The organism is Serratia sp. FDAARGOS_506 (assembly GCF_003812745.1).
GTDB lineage: Bacteria > Pseudomonadota > Gammaproteobacteria > Enterobacterales > Enterobacteriaceae > Serratia.
This window is the reverse complement of the sequence record NZ_CP033831.1, coordinates 163,835-182,062: the sequence shown is the minus strand read 5'-3', so window position 1 is coordinate 182,062 and position 18,228 is coordinate 163,835. Positions and strand designations below refer to the sequence as shown.

General features: G+C 59.8%; 17 protein-coding genes. 6 read left to right on the top strand and 11 right to left on the bottom strand.

All coding sequences use genetic code 11. From position 1 onward, the window contains the following. The first annotated feature begins 19 nt into the window (after window positions 1-19). The gene (locus tag EGY12_RS01200) at window positions 20-2,032 is read left to right on the top strand and encodes a tRNA(Met) cytidine acetyltransferase TmcA (protein ID WP_123892320.1); all 2,013 of its coding nucleotides are present in this window, start codon (window positions 20-22) and stop codon (window positions 2,030-2,032) included. Between the two features lie 136 nt (window positions 2,033-2,168). Beyond that, the gene (gene ypfH, locus EGY12_RS01195) at window positions 2,169-2,858 is read left to right on the top strand and encodes an esterase (RefSeq protein WP_123892319.1); all 690 of its coding nucleotides are present in this window, start codon (window positions 2,169-2,171) and stop codon (window positions 2,856-2,858) included. 30 nt (window positions 2,859-2,888) lie between these two features. On the opposite strand, the gene EGY12_RS01190 is transcribed toward ypfH, so the two are convergent. The 5 genes from EGY12_RS01190 to EGY12_RS01170 all read right to left on the bottom strand — a co-directional run bounded on the left by EGY12_RS01190 (window position 2,889) and on the right by EGY12_RS01170 (window position 6,065). Further along, window positions 2,889-3,074 carry a YpfN family protein gene (locus EGY12_RS01190; RefSeq protein ID WP_004941720.1) on the bottom strand — a complete coding sequence of 62 codons (186 nt, stop codon included), beginning with the start codon at window positions 3,072-3,074 and terminating at the stop codon, window positions 2,889-2,891. Window positions 3,075-3,076: 2 nt separating this feature from the next. After that, window positions 3,077-3,751, bottom strand: coding sequence for a M15 family metallopeptidase (locus EGY12_RS01185; protein ID WP_123892318.1), 675 nt, complete (start codon window positions 3,749-3,751; stop codon window positions 3,077-3,079). Next, entirely contained in the window at window positions 3,748-4,875 is a 1,128-nt protein-coding gene (gene dapE / locus EGY12_RS01180; protein ID WP_123892317.1) for a succinyl-diaminopimelate desuccinylase, read from the bottom strand. Before dapE ends, EGY12_RS01185 begins: the two co-directional genes overlap by 4 nt. After that, entirely contained in the window at window positions 4,872-5,258 is a 387-nt protein-coding gene (locus tag EGY12_RS01175; protein WP_038873652.1) for an ArsC family reductase, read from the bottom strand. Before EGY12_RS01175 ends, dapE begins: the two co-directional genes overlap by 4 nt. Before the next feature lie 255 nt (window positions 5,259-5,513). Next, complete coding sequence (locus EGY12_RS01170; RefSeq protein WP_123892316.1) at window positions 5,514-6,065, bottom strand: LuxR C-terminal-related transcriptional regulator; 552 nt, start codon at window positions 6,063-6,065, stop codon at window positions 5,514-5,516. A 528-nt stretch (window positions 6,066-6,593) separates the two neighbouring features. On the opposite strand from EGY12_RS01170, the gene EGY12_RS01165 reads away from it, so the two are divergent. Further along, window positions 6,594-7,019: a GNAT family N-acetyltransferase gene (locus EGY12_RS01165; protein ID WP_123892315.1), complete on the top strand. Its 426-nt coding sequence runs from the start codon at window positions 6,594-6,596 to the stop codon at window positions 7,017-7,019. A 7-nt stretch (window positions 7,020-7,026) separates the two neighbouring features. Here EGY12_RS01165 and EGY12_RS01160 read toward each other — a convergent pair whose 3' ends face one another. Further along, a complete protein-coding gene (locus EGY12_RS01160; protein ID WP_123892314.1) occupies window positions 7,027-7,458 on the bottom strand; it encodes a GNAT family N-acetyltransferase in 432 nt (143 codons plus the stop codon). 284 nt (window positions 7,459-7,742) lie between these two features. On the opposite strand from EGY12_RS01160, the gene ypfM reads away from it, so the two are divergent. Then, window positions 7,743-7,802, top strand: coding sequence for a protein YpfM (gene ypfM, locus EGY12_RS23550; protein ID WP_100396732.1), 60 nt, complete (start codon window positions 7,743-7,745; stop codon window positions 7,800-7,802). A 126-nt stretch (window positions 7,803-7,928) separates the two neighbouring features. Here ypfM and acrD read toward each other — a convergent pair whose 3' ends face one another. Further along, entirely contained in the window at window positions 7,929-11,066 is a 3,138-nt protein-coding gene (gene acrD, locus EGY12_RS01150) for a multidrug efflux RND transporter permease AcrD (RefSeq protein ID WP_123892313.1), read from the bottom strand. A 291-nt stretch (window positions 11,067-11,357) separates the two neighbouring features. On the opposite strand from acrD, the gene EGY12_RS01145 reads away from it, so the two are divergent. Further along, the gene (locus tag EGY12_RS01145; protein WP_004941750.1) at window positions 11,358-11,636 is read left to right on the top strand and encodes a helix-turn-helix domain-containing protein; all 279 of its coding nucleotides are present in this window, start codon (window positions 11,358-11,360) and stop codon (window positions 11,634-11,636) included. A gap of 31 nt (window positions 11,637-11,667) precedes the next feature. On the opposite strand, the gene EGY12_RS01140 is transcribed toward EGY12_RS01145, so the two are convergent. Both EGY12_RS01140 and narQ read right to left on the bottom strand, forming a co-directional pair. Beyond that, window positions 11,668-12,300: a response regulator gene (locus EGY12_RS01140; RefSeq protein ID WP_123892312.1), complete on the bottom strand. Its 633-nt coding sequence runs from the start codon at window positions 12,298-12,300 to the stop codon at window positions 11,668-11,670. Window positions 12,301-12,461: 161 nt separating this feature from the next. Then, on the bottom strand, window positions 12,462-14,138 hold the full coding sequence (gene narQ, locus EGY12_RS01135; protein WP_123892311.1) for a nitrate/nitrite two-component system sensor histidine kinase NarQ: 1,677 nt from the start codon (window positions 14,136-14,138) through the stop codon (window positions 12,462-12,464). Between the two features lie 319 nt (window positions 14,139-14,457). On the opposite strand from narQ, the gene nudK reads away from it, so the two are divergent. Next, the gene (nudK, locus tag EGY12_RS01130; protein WP_019453874.1) at window positions 14,458-15,033 is read left to right on the top strand and encodes a GDP-mannose pyrophosphatase NudK; all 576 of its coding nucleotides are present in this window, start codon (window positions 14,458-14,460) and stop codon (window positions 15,031-15,033) included. A gap of 50 nt (window positions 15,034-15,083) precedes the next feature. Here the strand turns inward: nudK and tkt are convergent, their stop codons facing one another. Together tkt and tal are read right to left on the bottom strand one after the other, a co-directional pair. Beyond that, window positions 15,084-17,078, bottom strand: coding sequence for a transketolase (gene tkt, locus EGY12_RS01125; protein WP_123892310.1), 1,995 nt, complete (start codon window positions 17,076-17,078; stop codon window positions 15,084-15,086). A gap of 18 nt (window positions 17,079-17,096) precedes the next feature. Beyond that, window positions 17,097-18,047: a transaldolase gene (gene tal, locus EGY12_RS01120; RefSeq protein WP_063988882.1), complete on the bottom strand. Its 951-nt coding sequence runs from the start codon at window positions 18,045-18,047 to the stop codon at window positions 17,097-17,099. Window positions 18,048-18,228: the final 181 nt, after the last annotated feature.

The window sequence follows — 18,228 nt, the reverse complement described above, 5'->3', positions numbered from 1 at the left end:
CGGATTGAGATACAGCCTTATGTTACAGGCAGCGCAACAACTCATGCGGCGTCAGGGCATCCGGCGCCTGCTGGTGCTCAGCGGTGAGCCCGACTGGTGCCGCGAACAGGCGCAGCGGCTGGCGGCGACGTTGCCCGGCGACTGGCCGTGGGTGGGGGAAAATCCGCCGCCCGGCCAGACGGCGTTGGCGAGTGGCGCGGTGCGCCAATTGCTGGGGCAGGAGCGGCTGCACGCGGTGTTCGACGCCGGTCAGTCGCTGGACGTGGAGGCATTGGCGGCGCTGTGCGGCGCATTGCGTGCCGGTAGCTGGCTGCTGTTGCTGACGCCGCCCTGGCGGCAATGGCCTCAGCAGCCGGACGGCGACAGCCTGCGCTGGAGCGATTGCCCGCAGCCAATTACCACCCCGCATTTCATCCACCATCTGCAGCGGCATCTGGCCGACGACCGTGAAGTGACGATTTGGCGGCAGGATGAGCCCCTGACGCTGGCCGCGCTGCCGGCGCGTGAGGATTGGCAACCGCCGGATGGCCGGCCGACCGATGAACAGCAGGCGATCCTGACGGCGCTGCTGCAGGCCGAATCCGGCGTGTGGGTACTGACCGCCGCCCGCGGCCGCGGCAAATCGACGCTGGCCGGTATGCTGGTGGCGCAGTCGCCGCTGAGCTGTTGGATAACCGGGCCGAGCCGCGCCGCCACCGAGGTGGCCGGGGAATGGGCGCGGGGGCGCGCGCAGTTTTGGGCGCCCGATGCCTTGCTTGCGCAGTGCCGGGAGGGTGACGTCAGCAACGTGGGTTGGCTGCTGGTGGATGAAGCGGCGGCGATCCCCGCGCCGCTGTTGCAGCAGCTGATCGGCTACTTCCCACGTGTGCTGCTGACCACCACGGTGCAGGGGTATGAGGGCACCGGCCGCGGTTTTCTGCTGAAGTTTTGCGCCGGGCTGCCGTCCTATCAGGCATTGAGTCTGCAACAGCCAATGCGCTGGGCGCAGGGCGATGCGTTGGAACGGATAACGGACAATGCGTTGTTGTTCAACGAGCTGCCCGCCTGGCCGGCGGATGGCCAGGCGATCGATTACAGCCAGGCGGAGCAGCGTGAACTGTGCGCCGAACCGCAGCGGCTGGCGCGTTTCTATGCTCTGCTGAGCAGCGCGCATTACCGCACCTCGCCGCTGGATTTGCGCAGGCTGATGGATGCGCCCGGCATGCACTTCGGGCTGGCGCAGGCCGGGCAGGAGGTGGTCGGCGCCGTGTGGTTGGTGGACGAAGGCGGTTTGAGCGCCGAGTTGGCGCACGATGTGTGGGCCGGCCGCCGCCGGCCGCGCGGCAACCTGGTGGCGCAGTCGTTGGCGGCGCATGGCGGCCAGTGGTGGGCGCCGACGCTGCGGTCACGGCGTATTACCCGCATCGCGACGCTGCCGGCGTTGCGGCGGCAGGGTATTGCACGTCAGCTGGTCGAGCGGCAACGCCGCCAGGCGCAGGGGCTGGATTTTCTGTCGGTCAGTTTCGGCTATACCGAGCCGCTGTGGCGCTTTTGGCAATCCTGCGGTTTCGAGCTGGTGCGCATCGGCAGCAAGCCGGAGGCCAGCAGCGGCTGTTATACCGCGATGGCTATCTTGCCTTTGAGCGAACAAGGTGAGGCGCTGCGACACGCGGCACACAAGCATCTGGCGCGCGATTGGCCCTGGCTGCGGCAGCGTATTGAGCTCGCGCTGGCGATCCCGGGCGACGACGGCGACACATCGCTGAGTGAAGAGGATTGGCGCGAGCTGGCCGGGTTCGCTTTCGCCCATCGGCCGCTTGAGGCCAGCCTGGGGGCATTGCAACGTTTGCTGCTGGCCAGCAATCTGCCGCTGCCCGCGCTGCGTGGTCATTTGCAGCGGCGGCAATCCCCTGCGGCCTGCGTGGAGCAGGCGGGCGTCAGCGGCCAGAGAGCCTTGCTGCGCCAGTGGCGGCACGAAACGGCGCAGGCGTTGGAACAGCTGAATGCGCAGCACTGCCGCTACTGGCGTGACTGGGCGCAGTCATTGCAATAAGCAGTCATTGCAATAAATTGAATAACTCGCTCAATAAAACCCGATTTTCCCAATTTCTCAACGGCGTATAGTCACTGTCAGCGGTGAGGCGGCGACTGTCGCCGTACCAGGTTGGGTTACTATTAAGGAGTCATCGATGAAACATGAGCATTTCGTTGTCCAAAGCCCGGCATCCCCGGCGGCGCAGCTGATCTTGCTGTTTCACGGTGTCGGCGATAACCCGGTAGCGATGGGGGAGATCGGCAGCTACTTTGCCAAGGACTTTCCTCAGGCGCAGGTGGTGAGCATCGGTGGCCCCGCAGCGTTCGGCAACGGCGGTGGGCGCCAGTGGTTTTCGGTGCAGGACGTGACCGAAGAGAACCGCGCGGCCCGCATCGCAGACGTGATGCCGCAGTTTGTGGCCGTGGTGCGCCATTGGCAGCAGCTGAGCGGCGTGGGCTATGCCGGCACGGCGCTGGTGGGGTTCTCGCAGGGGGCGATCATGGCGCTTGAGGCGCTAAAAGCAGAATCCCGGCTGGCCGGTCGCGTGGTCGCGTTCAGCGGGCGTTTCGCCCAACTGCCTGAGCAGGCTTTCGGCGACAGCGTGGTGCATTTGATCCACGGGGAAGAGGACGCGGTGATCGCGGTGCAACACGCGCACGCGGCGGCAGAAGCGCTACGGGCCGGCGGCGCCGATTTCACGCTGGATGTGGAGGAAAACGTCGGGCATGCGATCAACCAGGGCATGATGAACGCTGCGTTGGAAAGGCTGCATTATTATGTGCCGCAGCGCTACTGGGACGAGGCATTGTCCGGCAAGCGCGGCGAGCTGATCGCCTTCCGTTGAAAATTCAGGGCGCCGATGAGCGCCCTGATGTCATTTCTTTTTCGGCCAGTCGTCTTCGTCATCCCACTGGGCGTTGTTGTCGCGGTGCGGCGGTATCTCCGGCTTGTTGGCCAGATAGCTTTTAACGTCGACGCGGCGCAGTTCCTTGATGCCGCTGACGACCATTCCCACCAGAACCAGCAGGATAATCCACCAGTAATCAGCTAACCATTGCATAGCTACTCCTTTCCTTCACTGCGTATAAAACGCGAAAAAATCGATGGCAGATGGCGTTCGAGCCATTCGGCACCGGCGACCTCCTTATCTTGCCAGGCCGCCAGCAGCAGCGCCGGGGTCAGCAAATGTTCGGCCTCTTGCGCCAGCGGCCGGTAGCTCAGATGCCACGGCTCTACCGCCACGCCACCGCTGTCTTCGGTAAAGGGGCGATAGAAACCGAACTCGGCCATATGCGCCGTCAGCCACTGATTGAGCGGCGCAAAGTAACCGCCTTCTTCGTATTCCCACGGCTCCAGCTGCAGCTTTTGCCCTTCCGGCAGCAGCGACGGGTCGTACACGTCTAAATCGCTGCCCCAGTGATGGCGGCTGGCGCCCGGCAGGGCCGACCAGCGCAGGATCGCCTCGCAGCGCTCGGCGGCGGACAGCGGCGCGACGTCGATCGGGCGGCTGTCCTTATCTAATACTGGCCGCTGGCCGCAGAATTTGCCATTCCAGATAGCCAACTGCCGGTCGAAATCGCGGAAGGTACTGGCGGGCTGGAGATCGAATCCCGCCTCACGCGCCGCCTGCTGCATCGCCAGGAAGGCGTTGGCCGCCTGCGGTTGCAGCCGGTGGTTCCCGCTCAGCGGCGCCAGGTGTTCAGTTGAGCGGCCGGTGAGCATTTCTGCGTTGATCATGCGACCAATTGCTCCATGATGCGTTGATACATGCGGCTCAGCAGCTGCAGATCCGCGGCGTTGACACATTCGTTGACCTTGTGGATGGTGGCGTTGACCGGCCCCAGTTCCACCACCTGCGCGCCCATCTGCGCGATGAAGCGGCCGTCGGAGGTACCGCCGGTGGTCAGCAGCTGCGGCGTCAATTCAGAATAGTGCTCGACGGCGTTGACCACCGCATCCACCAGCGCGCCGCGCGAGGTGAGGAACGGTTGACCGGACAACCGCCACTCGATGCTGTAATTCAACTGGTGGCGTTCCAGCAGCTCTTCCACGCGCTGCTTGATCATCGAGTCGGTCAGTTCGGTGCTGAAGCGGAAGTTGAACTGCACGTAAAGATCGCCCGGGATCACGTTGTTGCTACCGGTACCGGCCTGCACGTTGGCGATCTGCATACTGGTCGGCGGGAAAAACTCGTTGCCGCGATCCCATTCGATCGCCACCAGTTCATTCAGCGCCGGCATGGCGCGGTGCACCGGGTTGTCCGCCAGGTGCGGATAGGCGACGTGCCCCTGCACGCCGTGAATGTGCAGGTTGGCGGTGATGGAGCCGCGTCGGCCGTTTTTCACCACGTCGCCGACGCGCTCGGTGCTGGACGGCTCGCCGACCAGGCAGTAATCCAGGCGCTCATTGCGCGCCATCAGCGTTTCGACCACTTTAACCGTGCCGTGGGTGGCGCTGGCCTCTTCATCTGAGGTGATCAAAAAAGCCAGGCGGCCCTGGTGATTCGGGTTGGCGGCGACAAAGCGTTCTGCGGCCACCACCATTGCGGCCAACGAGCCTTTCATGTCTGCCGCGCCACGGCCATACAGCATGCCGTCGCGGATCGTCGGTTCAAACGGCGGGTTGTCCCAGCGTTTTTCATCTCCGGTTGGTACTACGTCGGTATGCCCGGCAAACGCCAGGGTTTGCCCTTCGCCGCGCCAGGCCCAAAAGTTCTGGGTATCTTCGAAGTCCATCGCTTCGACGGTGAAACCGATCGCCTGCAGGCGATCGATCATCAGCTGCTGACAGCCCTCGTCACTCGGGCTGAGGGAAGGGCGTTTAATCAGCTGCTGGGCCAGTTCGATAACCGGGCAAGTCATACGGCGACCTCGGCGATAAATTGCTGGTAAGCGTCGGCGTTGAAACCGAGCAGGGCGTGGCCGTTGCCGTCGTCCAGCAGCGGGCGTTTGATGATCGCCGGCTGCGCCAGCATCAGCGCGATGGCGGCGTCAGCGTTATCGCAGGCGTTGCGTTGCGCTTCATCCAGTTTACGCCAGGTGGTGCCGCGAGTATTGAGCAGCGGTTCCCAACCCAGTTGCGCGATGAAACCGCGCAGCTGCTGTTCGGTCAGGCCGTCGGCGCGGTAGTCGTGAAAATGATAGGCCACGCCCTGATCTTCCAGCCAGCGGCGGGCTTTTTTGATGGTGTCGCAGTTTTTGATGCCGTACATCGTCAGCGTTGTCTGTTGCGGTTTGTTTGCCATGGCGTAAAGCTACCTGTCTCGTCGAGTCGATACTGAGCGGCGGGCGCGATCTTTGGCCTCTCGCCGCCCGGCGATAGCAGAGATAATGCCAGTAAAGCGGCGGCGAGATCCAGACAACGATGTGGGCGAGGTGCGATTGGGTGCCAGAGAGAGGGGGGAGGCAACGTGGCGGAGCGGCGGCCTTCGCCGGCGGTGCTCTCGAAGAGAGGCCGGCGAATGCGTTCAGCCGCAAAGGCGAATCTGAAGAAGAGGGCGTTACTCTTTATTTATTCTTATGTTTAAACGATCGGTTAAACAGCGCACGCGGGTAATGTGCAATAGCGGCTTTATCCGGCTGGCGCCGAGTTTTTTCATGATTCGTGACTTGTAATGATTGGCGGTTTTATTTCTGATATTCATGGCACTACTGATGTCGGTCAGCGATTTCCCCGTCGACCATTCCGAGAGGAAAAGCGACTCGCGCTGGGAGAGTTGCGGTGGCTCGGTATAATGATTGTAACGCTTATAGAGATCGTCGATAAGGCGGCTGAAACGGCTCAATGATATAAGGTTTGATAATATAATGGTCTTGCTGTCGACAATCACCATTTCATGCGGGCAGTCGGTGATAATGACTATTTTGTAGGTATTGGGGTTAGCATATTCAACGCGATAACGCGCTTCAAAATTGGCGATGGTGACATCGATAAAGCAGACTCTTTTGCGGCTAAAACCGGCCGGTGCGCGTTTTTCCGCCCAGGTTTGCTTAATAAGTTGTCGGATGCCGACAGTGGTATAGGCACACTCGCTGAAAATATCAATTTCCATTTTATTATAGTCCTTTGCTTTCTATTTCCCGGTGAGGATTGATATCTTAAAACATAAAAAAAGAAATAATATAAATAATTTCATGTTGAACTTATCTTGCGCCGCAAGCCAATGAGCGGTAGCTGGGCGCGAGTTTCGCGGGGGAGACATATACTAGCATGATTTATAACGAGTAAAATTTTTTTTAACCGACGGCCTAAGCAATGTGAGATCGATAAAATAGAAATCCTCTATTAATACCGTGGTTATTAAAAGGAATTAACATAGTTTGTAGCTATTAAATTTTTCAGTTCGATCGTTTTTGTCGATCGTTTGTTGGCATTTTTTGGGGCTAATGGATTAATTATTAAGATATTTCTTAGTTTTATTACGTTTGGCGGCTTTATTTCAATCGATGATAGAACCGGTTATGAAGCGGTGTGGAAAATAGCGTGAAAATTGATGTAAAGATAAATATAAACAAAGAAAATGCGATGTTTTGAGCTACAAACAGCGCATAAATTTGGGTGATTGATACGGAGAGCTAGCGTGAAAGAATGTCATATCGAAATTTCCGATCGGGTAACACCGGAAATAACGTCCTGTATCGCGGAAGGGTTGGACCGTTTTAATGATGAACATATCGGCTATGGCGATCGTCAGACGCTGGCGGTGGTGGTAAAAGATCCCGACAGCGGGGAAGTTCTGGGGGGAATTACCGGGCGCTCATCACTAGGGCTGCTGTTTCTCGATCTTTTTTATTTGCCGAAAGCGCTGCGCGGCGCGGGGTTGGGCAGCGAGCTGTTGCGCCGCTTTGAGCAAGAGGGGCGCAGACGCGGTTGCCTTTCCGCCGTGTTGTACACCATCAGCTTTCAGGCGCCGGACTTTTATCAGCGGCATGGCTGGCAGCGTATGGGGGAGGTGCCTTGCTTGCCGCCAGGAACCAGCCGCGTCTTTATGAGCAAAACCTTGTGATGTGCGATTAACGCACGTAGCCTCCCTGTTGCAGGCGCAGCAGTGAGGCACCGTCCGCATACACCATGCCGGTGGTTAAATCGTGAAAGCCATACTTTTTATAAAAGGCCAGTTTTTCCGGTACGGAATAGATGAAAATCTTGCCAAGCGGCGCCAAATCTTGCATCACCCGATCCATCAACCTGCGCCCCAATCCCTGCCCCTGATAATGCGGATCGATCGCCACATCGGCCAGGTAGGCGACCGAGGTCAGATCGCTGATGGCATGTGCGGTCGCTATCAGCTCATCGCCGATAAACCCCCAATAGCAAAACTGACTGTGTTGGTAAACGTGTTGCAACGTGTGCGGATCGCGTTTGCCCAGCCCGGCAGACTCGAGCAACTCACACAGCCGCTGCCAGTCGATGTCGCGGCGTTTCAGATCGGTGATAATTTCCATCGTCTTCCTCTAACCAACAAGATTGAGATCGGCGGCATAGTGCCGAATGGCGCGCTGATAGCCACGGATGTCGGCGCTCCATTGGCGCATTTTTATACCTTTTACACGCTACCGTGGAGAAATTGATATCACAAGGGAATAGCGGTACTGAACATTGATCAGATAAATACGAAAATGTGCGCTAACTCCGGTTTCCTGGCCCGGCATCGTTCCCATTCTCCTTCACATGGTCAAAAAACAGGCGTAGAATCCGCTTCGTCAAATAATTGAGGTTGTAAAGTATTATGGTTGATCGTGAATTAGGAAACTGGAAAGACTTCATTGATGAGATGTTGGGCAACTGACACAGCGTTGAAGCAGATGGCAAGGTTGAGTCATTGGAAAGTCACTGAAACACCTTGGGAACGAGATTATCGTTCGAAATAAAGCAGCATCGGTTCACCCGACGCTGCTTTTTTATGCCCTGTCAATCACTCCCCGGCGGCCGTCGTATTGCCTGCAGGATGCGCTTTGCCCGGGAAACGGCGCCGTACCAGCACGAAGAACAGCGGTACGAAGAAAATAGCCAGCAGGGTGGCGGAGATCATGCCGCCCATTACCCCGGTGCCGACCGCATGTTGGCTGCCGGAACCGGCCCCGCTGCTGGTGGCCATCGGCAGCACGCCGAAGATAAACGCCAACGAGGTCATCAGGATCGGCCGCAGACGCATGCGTGACGCATCGAGCGTTGCCGACATCAGATCCTGTCCCTTATGGTTCAACTCATTGGCGAACTCGACGATCAGAATGGCGTTTTTCGCCGACAGCCCAATGATGGTCAACAGGCCGACCTGGAAATAGACGTCGTTCTCCAGGCCGCGCATCCAGGTGGCGGCGACCGCGCCGATGACCCCCAGCGGCACCACCAGCATCACCGAGAACGGAATCGACCAGCTCTCATACAGCGCCGCCAGGCACAGGAACACCACCAGCAGCGAGATGGCATACAGCGCCGGTGCCTGCGAGCCGGACAGCCGTTCCTGATAGGACATCGCGGTCCATTCCAGGCCAAAGCCGGTCGGCAGTTGGCTGACCAGTTTCTCCATTTCTGCCATGGCGGTGCCGGTGCTGACGCCGTTGGCCGCCTCGCCGACGATCTCCAGCGCCGAGCTGCCGTTATAGCGTTCCAGCCGTGGCGAACCGTACTCCCAATGTGAGCTGGCGAAAGCCGAGAACGGTACCATGCCACCCGTGCTGTTGCGTACATACCATTTGTTGATGTCATCCGGCAGCATGCGGAACGGCGCCGCGGCCTGCACATAGACTTTTTTCACCCGACCACGGTCGACGAAGTCGTTGACGTAGGTCGAGCCCCAGGCGGTGGAGAGGGTATTGTTGATGTCGTCGATCGACACGCCCAGCGCCTGAGCCTTGCGCTGATCGATATCGATTTGCAGCTGTGGGCTGTCGTCCAGGCCGTTGTGGCGCACGCGCGACAGCAGCGGATTTTGCCCGGCCAGCTGCAGCAGTTGATCGCGCGCCGCCATCAGCTTGGCGTGGCCGAGCCCGGCGTGGTCTTCCAACTCCATATCGAAGCCGGAGGAGTTGCCGAGGCCGGTGATCGCCGGCGGGCTGCTGGCGATCACCCGCGCTTCGTTGATCTTGCTGAACGCCTGAGTAGCGCGATCGATGATGTCGAACGAACTGTTGGCGCCCGAGGTGCGCAGATCCCAGTCTTTCAGCCGGACGAACAGGCGCGCCACGTTTTGGCCGTTGCCGCCCGGGCCGGAACCGATGATGGCGAACACCGACACCACATCCTGTTTCTCTTCGGTCAGGAAGTACTGCTCGACCTTTTCCACCACTTTAGAGGTTTGCTGCAGGGTCGAGCCCGCCGGCAGCTGCACCTGCACGGTGAAGATGCCGCGGTCTTCCTGCGGCAGGAACGAGGTCGGCAGCTTGATGAACAGCAGCGCCATTCCGCCGAGCAACAGAAGATAAATCACCATGTAGCGGCCGCTGGCGTGCAGGATGCGCCCCACGCCGCGCTCATAGCGTTCGGCGTTGCGGTTGAACATGCGGTTGAACCAGCCGAAGAATCCGCGTTTGCCTTGATGGTGCCCTTTGGCGATCGGTTTGAGCAGCGTGGCGCACAGGGCCGGGGTCAGGATCATTGCCACCAGCACCGACAGCACCATGGCGGAGACGATGGTGATGGAGAACTGGCGATAGATGGCACCGGTGGTGCCGCCGAAGAACGCCATCGGCACGAACACCGCCGACAGCACCAGGGCGATGCCGACCAGCGCGCTCTGGATCTGCCCCATGGATTTGCGCGTGGCCTCACGCGGTGGCAGCCCTTCCTCACTCATCACGCGTTCGACATTTTCCACCACCACGATGGCGTCATCCACCAGCAGACCGATCGCCAGCACCATGGCGAACATGGTGAGGGTGTTGATACTGAAGCCGCAGGCGGAAAGGATGGCGAAGGTGCCCATCAGCACCACCGGCACGGCGATGGTGGGGATCAACGTGGCGCGGAAGTTCTGCAGAAACAGGTACATCACCAGGAACACCAGCAGGATGGCTTCCAGCAGCGTTTTCACCACGTCTTTGATCGAGGCTTTGACGAACGGGGTGGTTTCATAGGCCACTTTGGCCTCCAGCCCATGCGGGAAGTATTGCGACAGCTCGGCGATCTTGTCCTTCACCAGCTGGTCGGTCTGCAGTTCGTTGGCGCCGGAGGCCAGCTTGATGTTCATGCCCGCGGCCTGCATGCCGTTGTAACGGCTGAGGTAGTTGTAGTTTTCGCCGCCCAGTTCGACGGTGGCGACGTTGCCCAGCGTCACCAGCGAGCCGTCCTGATTGACCCGCAGGGTGATCTGACGGAACTGTTCCGGCGTCTGGAGCTGCGATTGAGCGTTGATGGTGGCGTTCAGCGCCTGCTTGTCGACCGACGGGGTGCCGCCCAGCTGGCCGACCGCCACTTGGGCGTTCTGCGACTGAATGGCCTTGACCACGTCTTGGGTCGTGAGCTGGTAGCTGTTGAGCTTGTTGGGATCGAGCCAGATGCGCATGGCGTATTGCGAGCCGTATACGTCCATGCTGCCGACGCCGTTGATGCGGCTGAGCGGGTCCTGCAGGTTGGAGACGATGTAATCGGCGATGTCCTGCTTGTCCATGCTGTTGTCGGTGGAGACGAACGCCACCATCATCAGCGTGGTGTCGCCGGATTTCGAGACCGTAACCCCCTGGTTCTGCACCGCCTGCGGCAGGCGTTTAATCGCTGCTTGCAGCTGGTTTTGCACCTGCTGCATCGCCTCGTTGGGATCGGTGCCGGCTTCGAACGTCAGCGTGACGGTCGCTTGGCCGGTATTGGTGCTCTGCGACGACATATACATCATGTTGTCGAGGCCGGTCATATTCTGTTCAATGATCTGTGTGACGGTGTTTTCCAGCGTTTGCGCCGAAGCACCTGGGTAAGTTGCGCTGATGCGCACGTTCGGCGGCGCCAAATTCGGGTATTGTTCTACCGGTAAAGAAAAAATCGCCAACGCTCCGGTCAGGCAAAGAATAATTGCCAGCACCCAGGCGAAAATCGGGCGATCAATAAAAAAATTGGCCATGCAGCGCGAACCTCGTTATGACTTGTTCTATCTTTAAAACGCATCAGAATTATGCATTTCAGCGGCAGGGAAGGATTCCGGCGCTATTGCACTTTACTCGGGATAGTCGAGGAAAGCGTGGAGAAAAAAAGGAGATAGTGTAAATAACGGTAGCGGAAAACGGCGTGGGTGCACTGGCGCCGGCAATTGTACGCTATTAAGACATTTTTATTACTATCAAAGGCCTTGCGTATTTCTTTGCCGCAGGGAACCGGAAAGTAAAAACTGGACTCACCTTAGCAGGAGCTTGGCATGGGAATTAACCCGGTATTTGCCCGTCGGCTTTATTTGTGCTGGCTGATCAGCCACAGTGAACGGCCGAACGTGCCGCGATTGATGGCGCTGACCGGTTGGCCGCGCCGCACGTTGCAGGATGTGCTGAAGGCGCTGCCCGGCATGGGCGTAGAGCTGCAGTTCGTGCAGCAAGGCGTGCGCAACAACGACGGTTTCTATCAGTTGGAAAGCTGGGGGCCGTTCAACAAGAGCTGGGTGCACCAGCATCATCAGGCGTTGCTCAGCGCCATCGAGTAAGCAGCCCCGGCGCATCGGCCGGGGCGGGCGATTATTGGCTTTTGTGCTCCAGGTACATCACCGTCGCCGCCACGCGAGAACGCACGTCCAGCTTGCGCAGTATGTTGCGGATGTGCACCTTCACGGTTTCTTCAGAGATATGCAACTGCGCCGCCACCTGTTTGTTGGACAGGCCGCGCGCCACCTCTTGCAAAACGTCCAGCTCGCGTTCGGTCAAGGCGGCGAAGGGATCGCGTTGCTCGCCGCGCGCCAGCAAATAGTCGGCCATGGCGTCGCTGATCACGTTTTGCCCCTCTGCGGCGGTACTGATGTGTTCCAGCAGCTGCTCCGGTTCGCTGTCTTTCAGCAGATAGCCGTCGGCGCCGGCGTCGATCAGCGCATACAGATCGCTGCGCGCGTCGGAAACCGTCAGCACGATGATGCGCGCGTCCACGCCTTCGTCGCGCAGAGCCCGCAGCGTATCCAGCCCGGACATGCCCTTCATGTTCAGATCCAACAAGATCACGTCCGGCGTGTGCTGCAATGCCAGCGCAACCGCCTCACTGCCGTTGCCGGCCTCTGCCACTACGCCAAATCGCGCATCCAGTCCCAGCAGTTGTTTGATGCCGCGCCGCATCAACGGATGATCGTCAACGATCATGACTCGGTATTGCTTCATCACCATGAAATATGCTCCCTGTAGCAAATAAAGCCACTCAAACGCGCCCTGGGGCGTGCTTCACAGTGGGACTGTCTCTTCAAAAATAGCGGCAATCTGCGCCGCAAACCTCCCCGGGCGGCCTTCTGCCCGGCGACAACCGTAACGTAGAGTGAACAACCGCCAGTTCAGGGCGGGAATGTCAGGCAGACGGCCGTGCCGCCGCCGCTTCTGCGCCGGATGTGCAGCGTTCCTCCCAGTCGCGCTGCGCGTTCGCTCATGATGGTCAAGCCGTAATGCCCCTCCGGTTCCTCCAGACTGGCAATGCCGCAACCGTCGTCGATAATGCTGAATACGTTGTCGCCTGCGGCGTTGACTTCACAATGCAGGGTTATTTCGTTCGCCCCGGCGTGCTTGACGGCATTGAGCACCGCCTCGCGCACGATCTGCAGTGCGTGCACCTGCTGCTGGGCGTTGAGCGCCTGTGAGGGCAGCCGACAGTGTAACTGAATCCGCGCGGTGGTTAGAGCCTTTAATGGCTGCAACAGCTGCTCCAGCGCGGCGTTCAGGTCCGCCTCCTGAATATTGAGACGGAAGGTGGCCAGTAATTCTCTCAGCTGGCGATAGGCATCGGCCAGCGCACGATCGAAATCGTCGATAATCGCCTGCGCCGCCGGCATGTCGGCGGCGCGCCTGAGCAGCGTCAGCTGAATGCGCAGAAACGACAGCGCCTGCGCCAGAGAATCGTGCAGCTCGCGGGCAATGGTCGCGCGCTCTTCCATCAACAGCAAATATTGGTGCTGCTTTTGCGCCCGGTTGAAGTAAACGCCGCGGCCCAGCATATTGGCCAGGCTCTGCATCAGATGAGGATGCGGCGGGTGTGCCTCGGGCTGCCAACGCAGCTCGCCCAGCGGTTTGTCGCTCTGGGTGATCGGCAGTGCGCTCCAGGTTTGCGCCGGCGCCGGTTCTCCTTCATTCAGTTGCCACTGGCCATGATCGTCCGTCACGTTCAGCCGGATGCAGCGCAGCCGTTCGCTTTGGCGCACGATGCGCAGCACATTTTCGAACGCCTGCTGATCGATCTGGCGCACGCTCAGCGCCTGCGAACAGCGATACAGCACTTCCAGCGTTTCGTTGGCCTGCTGCAGGCGCTGGGTTTTTTCCTGCACTTTCAGCTCCAGCGATTGATAGAGCCGGGCCAGTTCGTCCGACATGGCGCTGAAGGTTTGCGAGAGCACGCCGAGCTCGTTCGGCAGCGCCACGTCCAACTGCGGGTGGCGAAAGTCGCGCTGTTGCACGCGCTGGCTGGCGTCGACCAGATGCTGCAGCGGCGTGACTACCTGACGGCGCATAAAACGAATGCAGAACAGCACCAGACCGATGATGGCGGCGTAGCCCAGCACGCTGACGGCGGCCACCAGGGTGAGCTTCAACTCGGAATAACGCTGCAGAGCGGAAACGAAATGATCGACGTGGTTGACGTAACCGGCAACCTCCGCCCGATAGGCGGCCGCCTGCCCGTCGCGAATCTGCCGTTCCATCCTTTGCCATGCCCGTTGCAGCGCCAGATAGTGGTTTTGCACCTCGCTCGGTACGTAAAACCGCGCCAGCTTTTGCAGCGCCGGCGCATGTAACGATTGCCGGTACTGCTGCAGGTGCAGCTCCAGCTCCGGGCTCCGTTGATCGAGATCGAAGGCCAGTCGGTAGCTTTGCATGCGCAGCGAACCGGCGATATTGATCGCTTCGGCATCGCTTTGGCTGCCGGCGACGGTGGTTAACGCCAACCCGGTGGCGAGCACCGACAGTATCACGATGCCGAACAGCGCTCTGGCCAGGCTGCCGGTCACGGAACGTTTAACAAGCAATCACGGATCCTTTTCTCTCGGGTGAGGCGCTTCGCCAGTTTCATTCGAAAGCAAAACTATAACTTTTGCAACTAAAATGCACCGCGATTTGTATCAAGTTGTCAACAAAACGGGAACAATTGTCGTTGTGTAATCAAATGAATAGCGAAATGCCCGCCGATGTTCAGCGGCAGGCTAATTTCCGCTGACGATTTGCCTTTGGGGGGCGCTTCGTTCTGGTTCGCCCGGTGGGGGCGTGTGATTTTTGTTGCAAATCGTCTGCCGCGGCGCGGCGTAATCGCGGTATGATCTTCAGGTTGCAACTCAAGGGAAAAGGGTCATGTCGTCGAAAATTGAGAATGTGAAGAAAGAGCTGTTGTCGGACAACTGGTATGTACTGCACAAGTACACGTTCGATCTGAAACGCAAAAACGGCGGTTCGGTGCAACAGATGCGCGAGGTCTACGATCGCGGCAACGGCGCCACCATTTTGCTGTACAACCGTGCCAAGGGCACGGTGGTGCTGACCAACCAGTTCCGCATGCCGACCTATGTCAACGGCAACGAGAGCGGCATGCTGCTGGAGGCCTGCGCCGGCCTGTTGGACGCCGATTCGCCGGAGCAGTGCGCGCGCCGCGAAGCGGTGGAAGAGACCGGTTTTCAGGTGGGCGAGGTCAAGAAAATCTTCGAAGCCTACATGTCGCCGGGCGGCGTGACCGAGATCGTGCACTTCTTCATCGCCGAATACCATGACGATGAGCGGCGCGCGGCCGGCGGCGGCATTGAAGATGAAGATATCGAAGTGATCGAACTGCCGTTCAGTGAAGCGGTGGCGATGATCGCCGATGGCCGCATTAAAGACGGCAAAACCATCATGCTGCTGCAGTATTTGCAGATTCATCGGGTGATGGAATAAAAAAAGCCGGTCGCAATGACCGGCTTTTTTATCGGCTGACGCCAGGCGGCTTACTTCAGCAGCGCCTGTGCCTTCGCCACCACGTTGTCCACGGTGAAGCCGAACTCGGCGAACAGCTGCTCCGCCGGCGCCGACTCACCGAAGGTGGTCATCCCCACGATGGCGCCGTTCAGGCCCACGTACTTGTACCAGTAGTCCGCGATACCCGCTTCCACCGCCACGCGCGCCGTTACCGCCGCCGGCAACACCGACTCGCGGTACGCCGCATCCTGCTTGTCGAACGCGTCGGTCGACGGCATCGACACCACGCGCACCTTGCGGCCCGCCGCGGTCAGCTTGTCCGCCGCTTCCACCGTGATGCCCACTTCGGAGCCGGTGGCAATCAGGATGACCTCCGGCGTGCCCGCGCAGTCTTTCAGCACGTAGCCGCCGCGGTACACGTTCGCCAGCTGCTCCGCGGTGCGCGGCTGCTGGGTCAGGTTCTGGCGCGAGAACACCAGCGTGGTCGGGCCGTCGTTGCGCTCGATGCCGTACTGCCACGCCACCGCCGACTCCACCTGGTCGCACGGACGCCAGGTGCTCATGTTCGGGGTCACGCGCAGGCTCGCCAGCTGCTCCACCGGCTGGTGGGTCGGGCCGTCTTCGCCCAGACCGATGGAGTCGTGGGTGTAGACGAACACGTTGCGCAGCTTCATCAGCGCCGCCATGCGCACCGCGTTGCGGGCGTATTCCACGAACATCAGGAAGGTCGCCGAGTACGGCAGGAAGCCGCCGTGCAGCGCGATGCCGTTGGTGATGGCGGTCATGCCGAACTCGCGCACGCCGTAATGAATGTAGTTGCCCGCCGGGTCAACGTTCAGCGCTTTCGAGCCGGGCCACATGGTCAGGTTGCTCGGCGCCAGGTCGGCAGAGCCGCCCAGGAACTCCGGCAGCACCTTGCCGAACGCTTCCAGCGCGTTCTGCGATGCCTTGCGGCTGGCGATGTTGGCCGGGTTGGCCTGCAGTTTTTCCACGAACGCCTTGGCGTCGGCTTTCCAGTCGGCCGGCAGCTCGCCGTTCATGCGGCGCTTGAACTCGGCGGCCAGTTCCGGGAAGGCCTTGGCGTAGGCGGCAAACTTGTCGTTCCAGGCCGCTTCCTTGGCTTGACCGGCTTCCTTGGCGTCCCACTGGGCGTAGATGTCCTGCGGGATTTCAAAGGCGGCGTATTTCCAGCCCAGCGCTTCGCGGGTGGCGGCCACTTCGGCGGCGCCCAGCGCGGCACCGTGCACGTCATGGGTGCCGGCCTTGTTCGGCGAACCGAAGCCGATAACGGTTTTGCACATCAGCAGCGACGGCTTGTCGGTCACCTTGCGGGCTTCTTCAATCGCCGCCTTGATGGCGTCCGGGTTGTGGCCGTCGACGTTGCGCACCACGTGCCAGCCATAGGCTTCGAAACGCAGGGCGGTGTCGTCGGTGAACCAGCCGTCGACGTGGCCGTCGATGGAGATGCCGTTGTCATCGTAGAAAGCGGTCAGCTTGCCGAGCTTGAGGGTACCGGCCAGAGAGCAGACTTCGTGCGAGATGCCTTCCATCATGCAGCCGTCGCCCATGAAGGCGTAGGTGTGGTGGTCGACGATGTCGTGGCCAGGGCGGTTGAACTGCGCCGCCAGGGTGCGTTCGGCGATGGCGAAGCCGACGGCGTTGGCGATGCCCTGGCCCAGCGGGCCGGTGGTGGTTTCAACGCCTGGGGTGTAGCCGTACTCCGGGTGGCCTGGGGTCTTGGAGTGCAGCTGACGGAAGTTTTCCAGCTCGCGCATCGGCAGGTCGTAACCGGTGAGGTGCAGGAGGCTGTAAATCAACATGGAGCCGTGGCCGTTGGAGAGCACGAAACGGTCGCGGTCAGCCCAGTGCGGGTTAGTCGGGTTGTGGTTGAGGTAATCACGCCACAGGACTTCGGCGATGTCCGCCATGCCCATAGGGGCACCCGGGTGGCCGGAATTTGCTTTTTGTACGGCGTCCATGCTGAGTGCGCGGATGGCGTTGGCAAGCTCTTTACGAGAAGACATAACGAAACTCCAGTGCGGTTACAGTTGAGCAGCCAACATGTCTTCCAGCTTCTGCTGGTCGACGGCGAACAGGCGAATGCCTTCGGCGAGTTTTTCCACCGCCATGGCGTCCTGGTTGTGCAGCCAGCGGAACTCCGCTTCGGCCAGCGGGGCCGGTTGGTGGAAGCCCTCGGTAGACGGGGTCAGCTTGCGCTCGACCGGCTGGTCGCTGTTTTTCAGCTGTTCCAAAAGGTTCGGCGCGATGGTTAGGCGATCGCAGCCGGCCAGCGCCAGGATCTGCTCAACCTTACGGAAGCTGGCGCCCATAATCACCGTCTGGTAACGATGACGCTTGTAGTACTCATAGATGGTACGCACCGACTTCACGCCCGGATCCTGATCGGCATCGTAGTCGGCGGCAGGCTGTTTGGCTTGGTACCAGTCATAGATACGGCCGACGAACGGCGAGATCAGATACACGCCGGCTTCGGCGCAGGCGCGGGCCTGAGCGAAGGAGAACAGCAGCGTCAGGTTGGTGTTGATGCCTTCTTTTTCCAGCTCTTCAGCGGCTTTGATGCCTTCCCAGGTGGAAGCCAGTTTGATCAGGATGCGCGATTTGTCGATGCCTTGTTCTTGATACATGGCGATCAGCTTGCGCGCTTTGGCGACGCACATGCCGCGATCGAACGACAGGCGGGCGTCCACTTCGGTGGAGATGCGGCCCGGCACGCTTTTGAGGATCTCGACGCCGATATTGACCGCCAGCTTATCGCTGGCGTTGATCAGCTGGGTTTCCTTGCTGCCGCCCTGGCGACGGGCATATTCCAGCGCTTCGGTGATCAGCGCCTTGTACTGCGGCAGCGCGGCGGCTTTCAGGATCAGCGAAGGGTTGGTGGTGGCATCCTGGGGTTCGAATTGGCGGATGGATTCGATATCGCCGCTGTCGGCAACCACCGTGGTCAGCTGCTTGAGTGCGTCTAACTGATTCATTAATAAGCTCCTTGACCAAGCTCAACGTAGGGAAATGAGAACCTTTTTCATCATAGGGGGAACACACTGCATCATCGAGTCGGGAATGAAAATGCGCTTTTTCTGATTGTTGCGATGGATAATAACAATGAATGCCGAATAAACCCAGGCGGAGCGCGGCTTGCAGCGGGGGAGGTGAAGG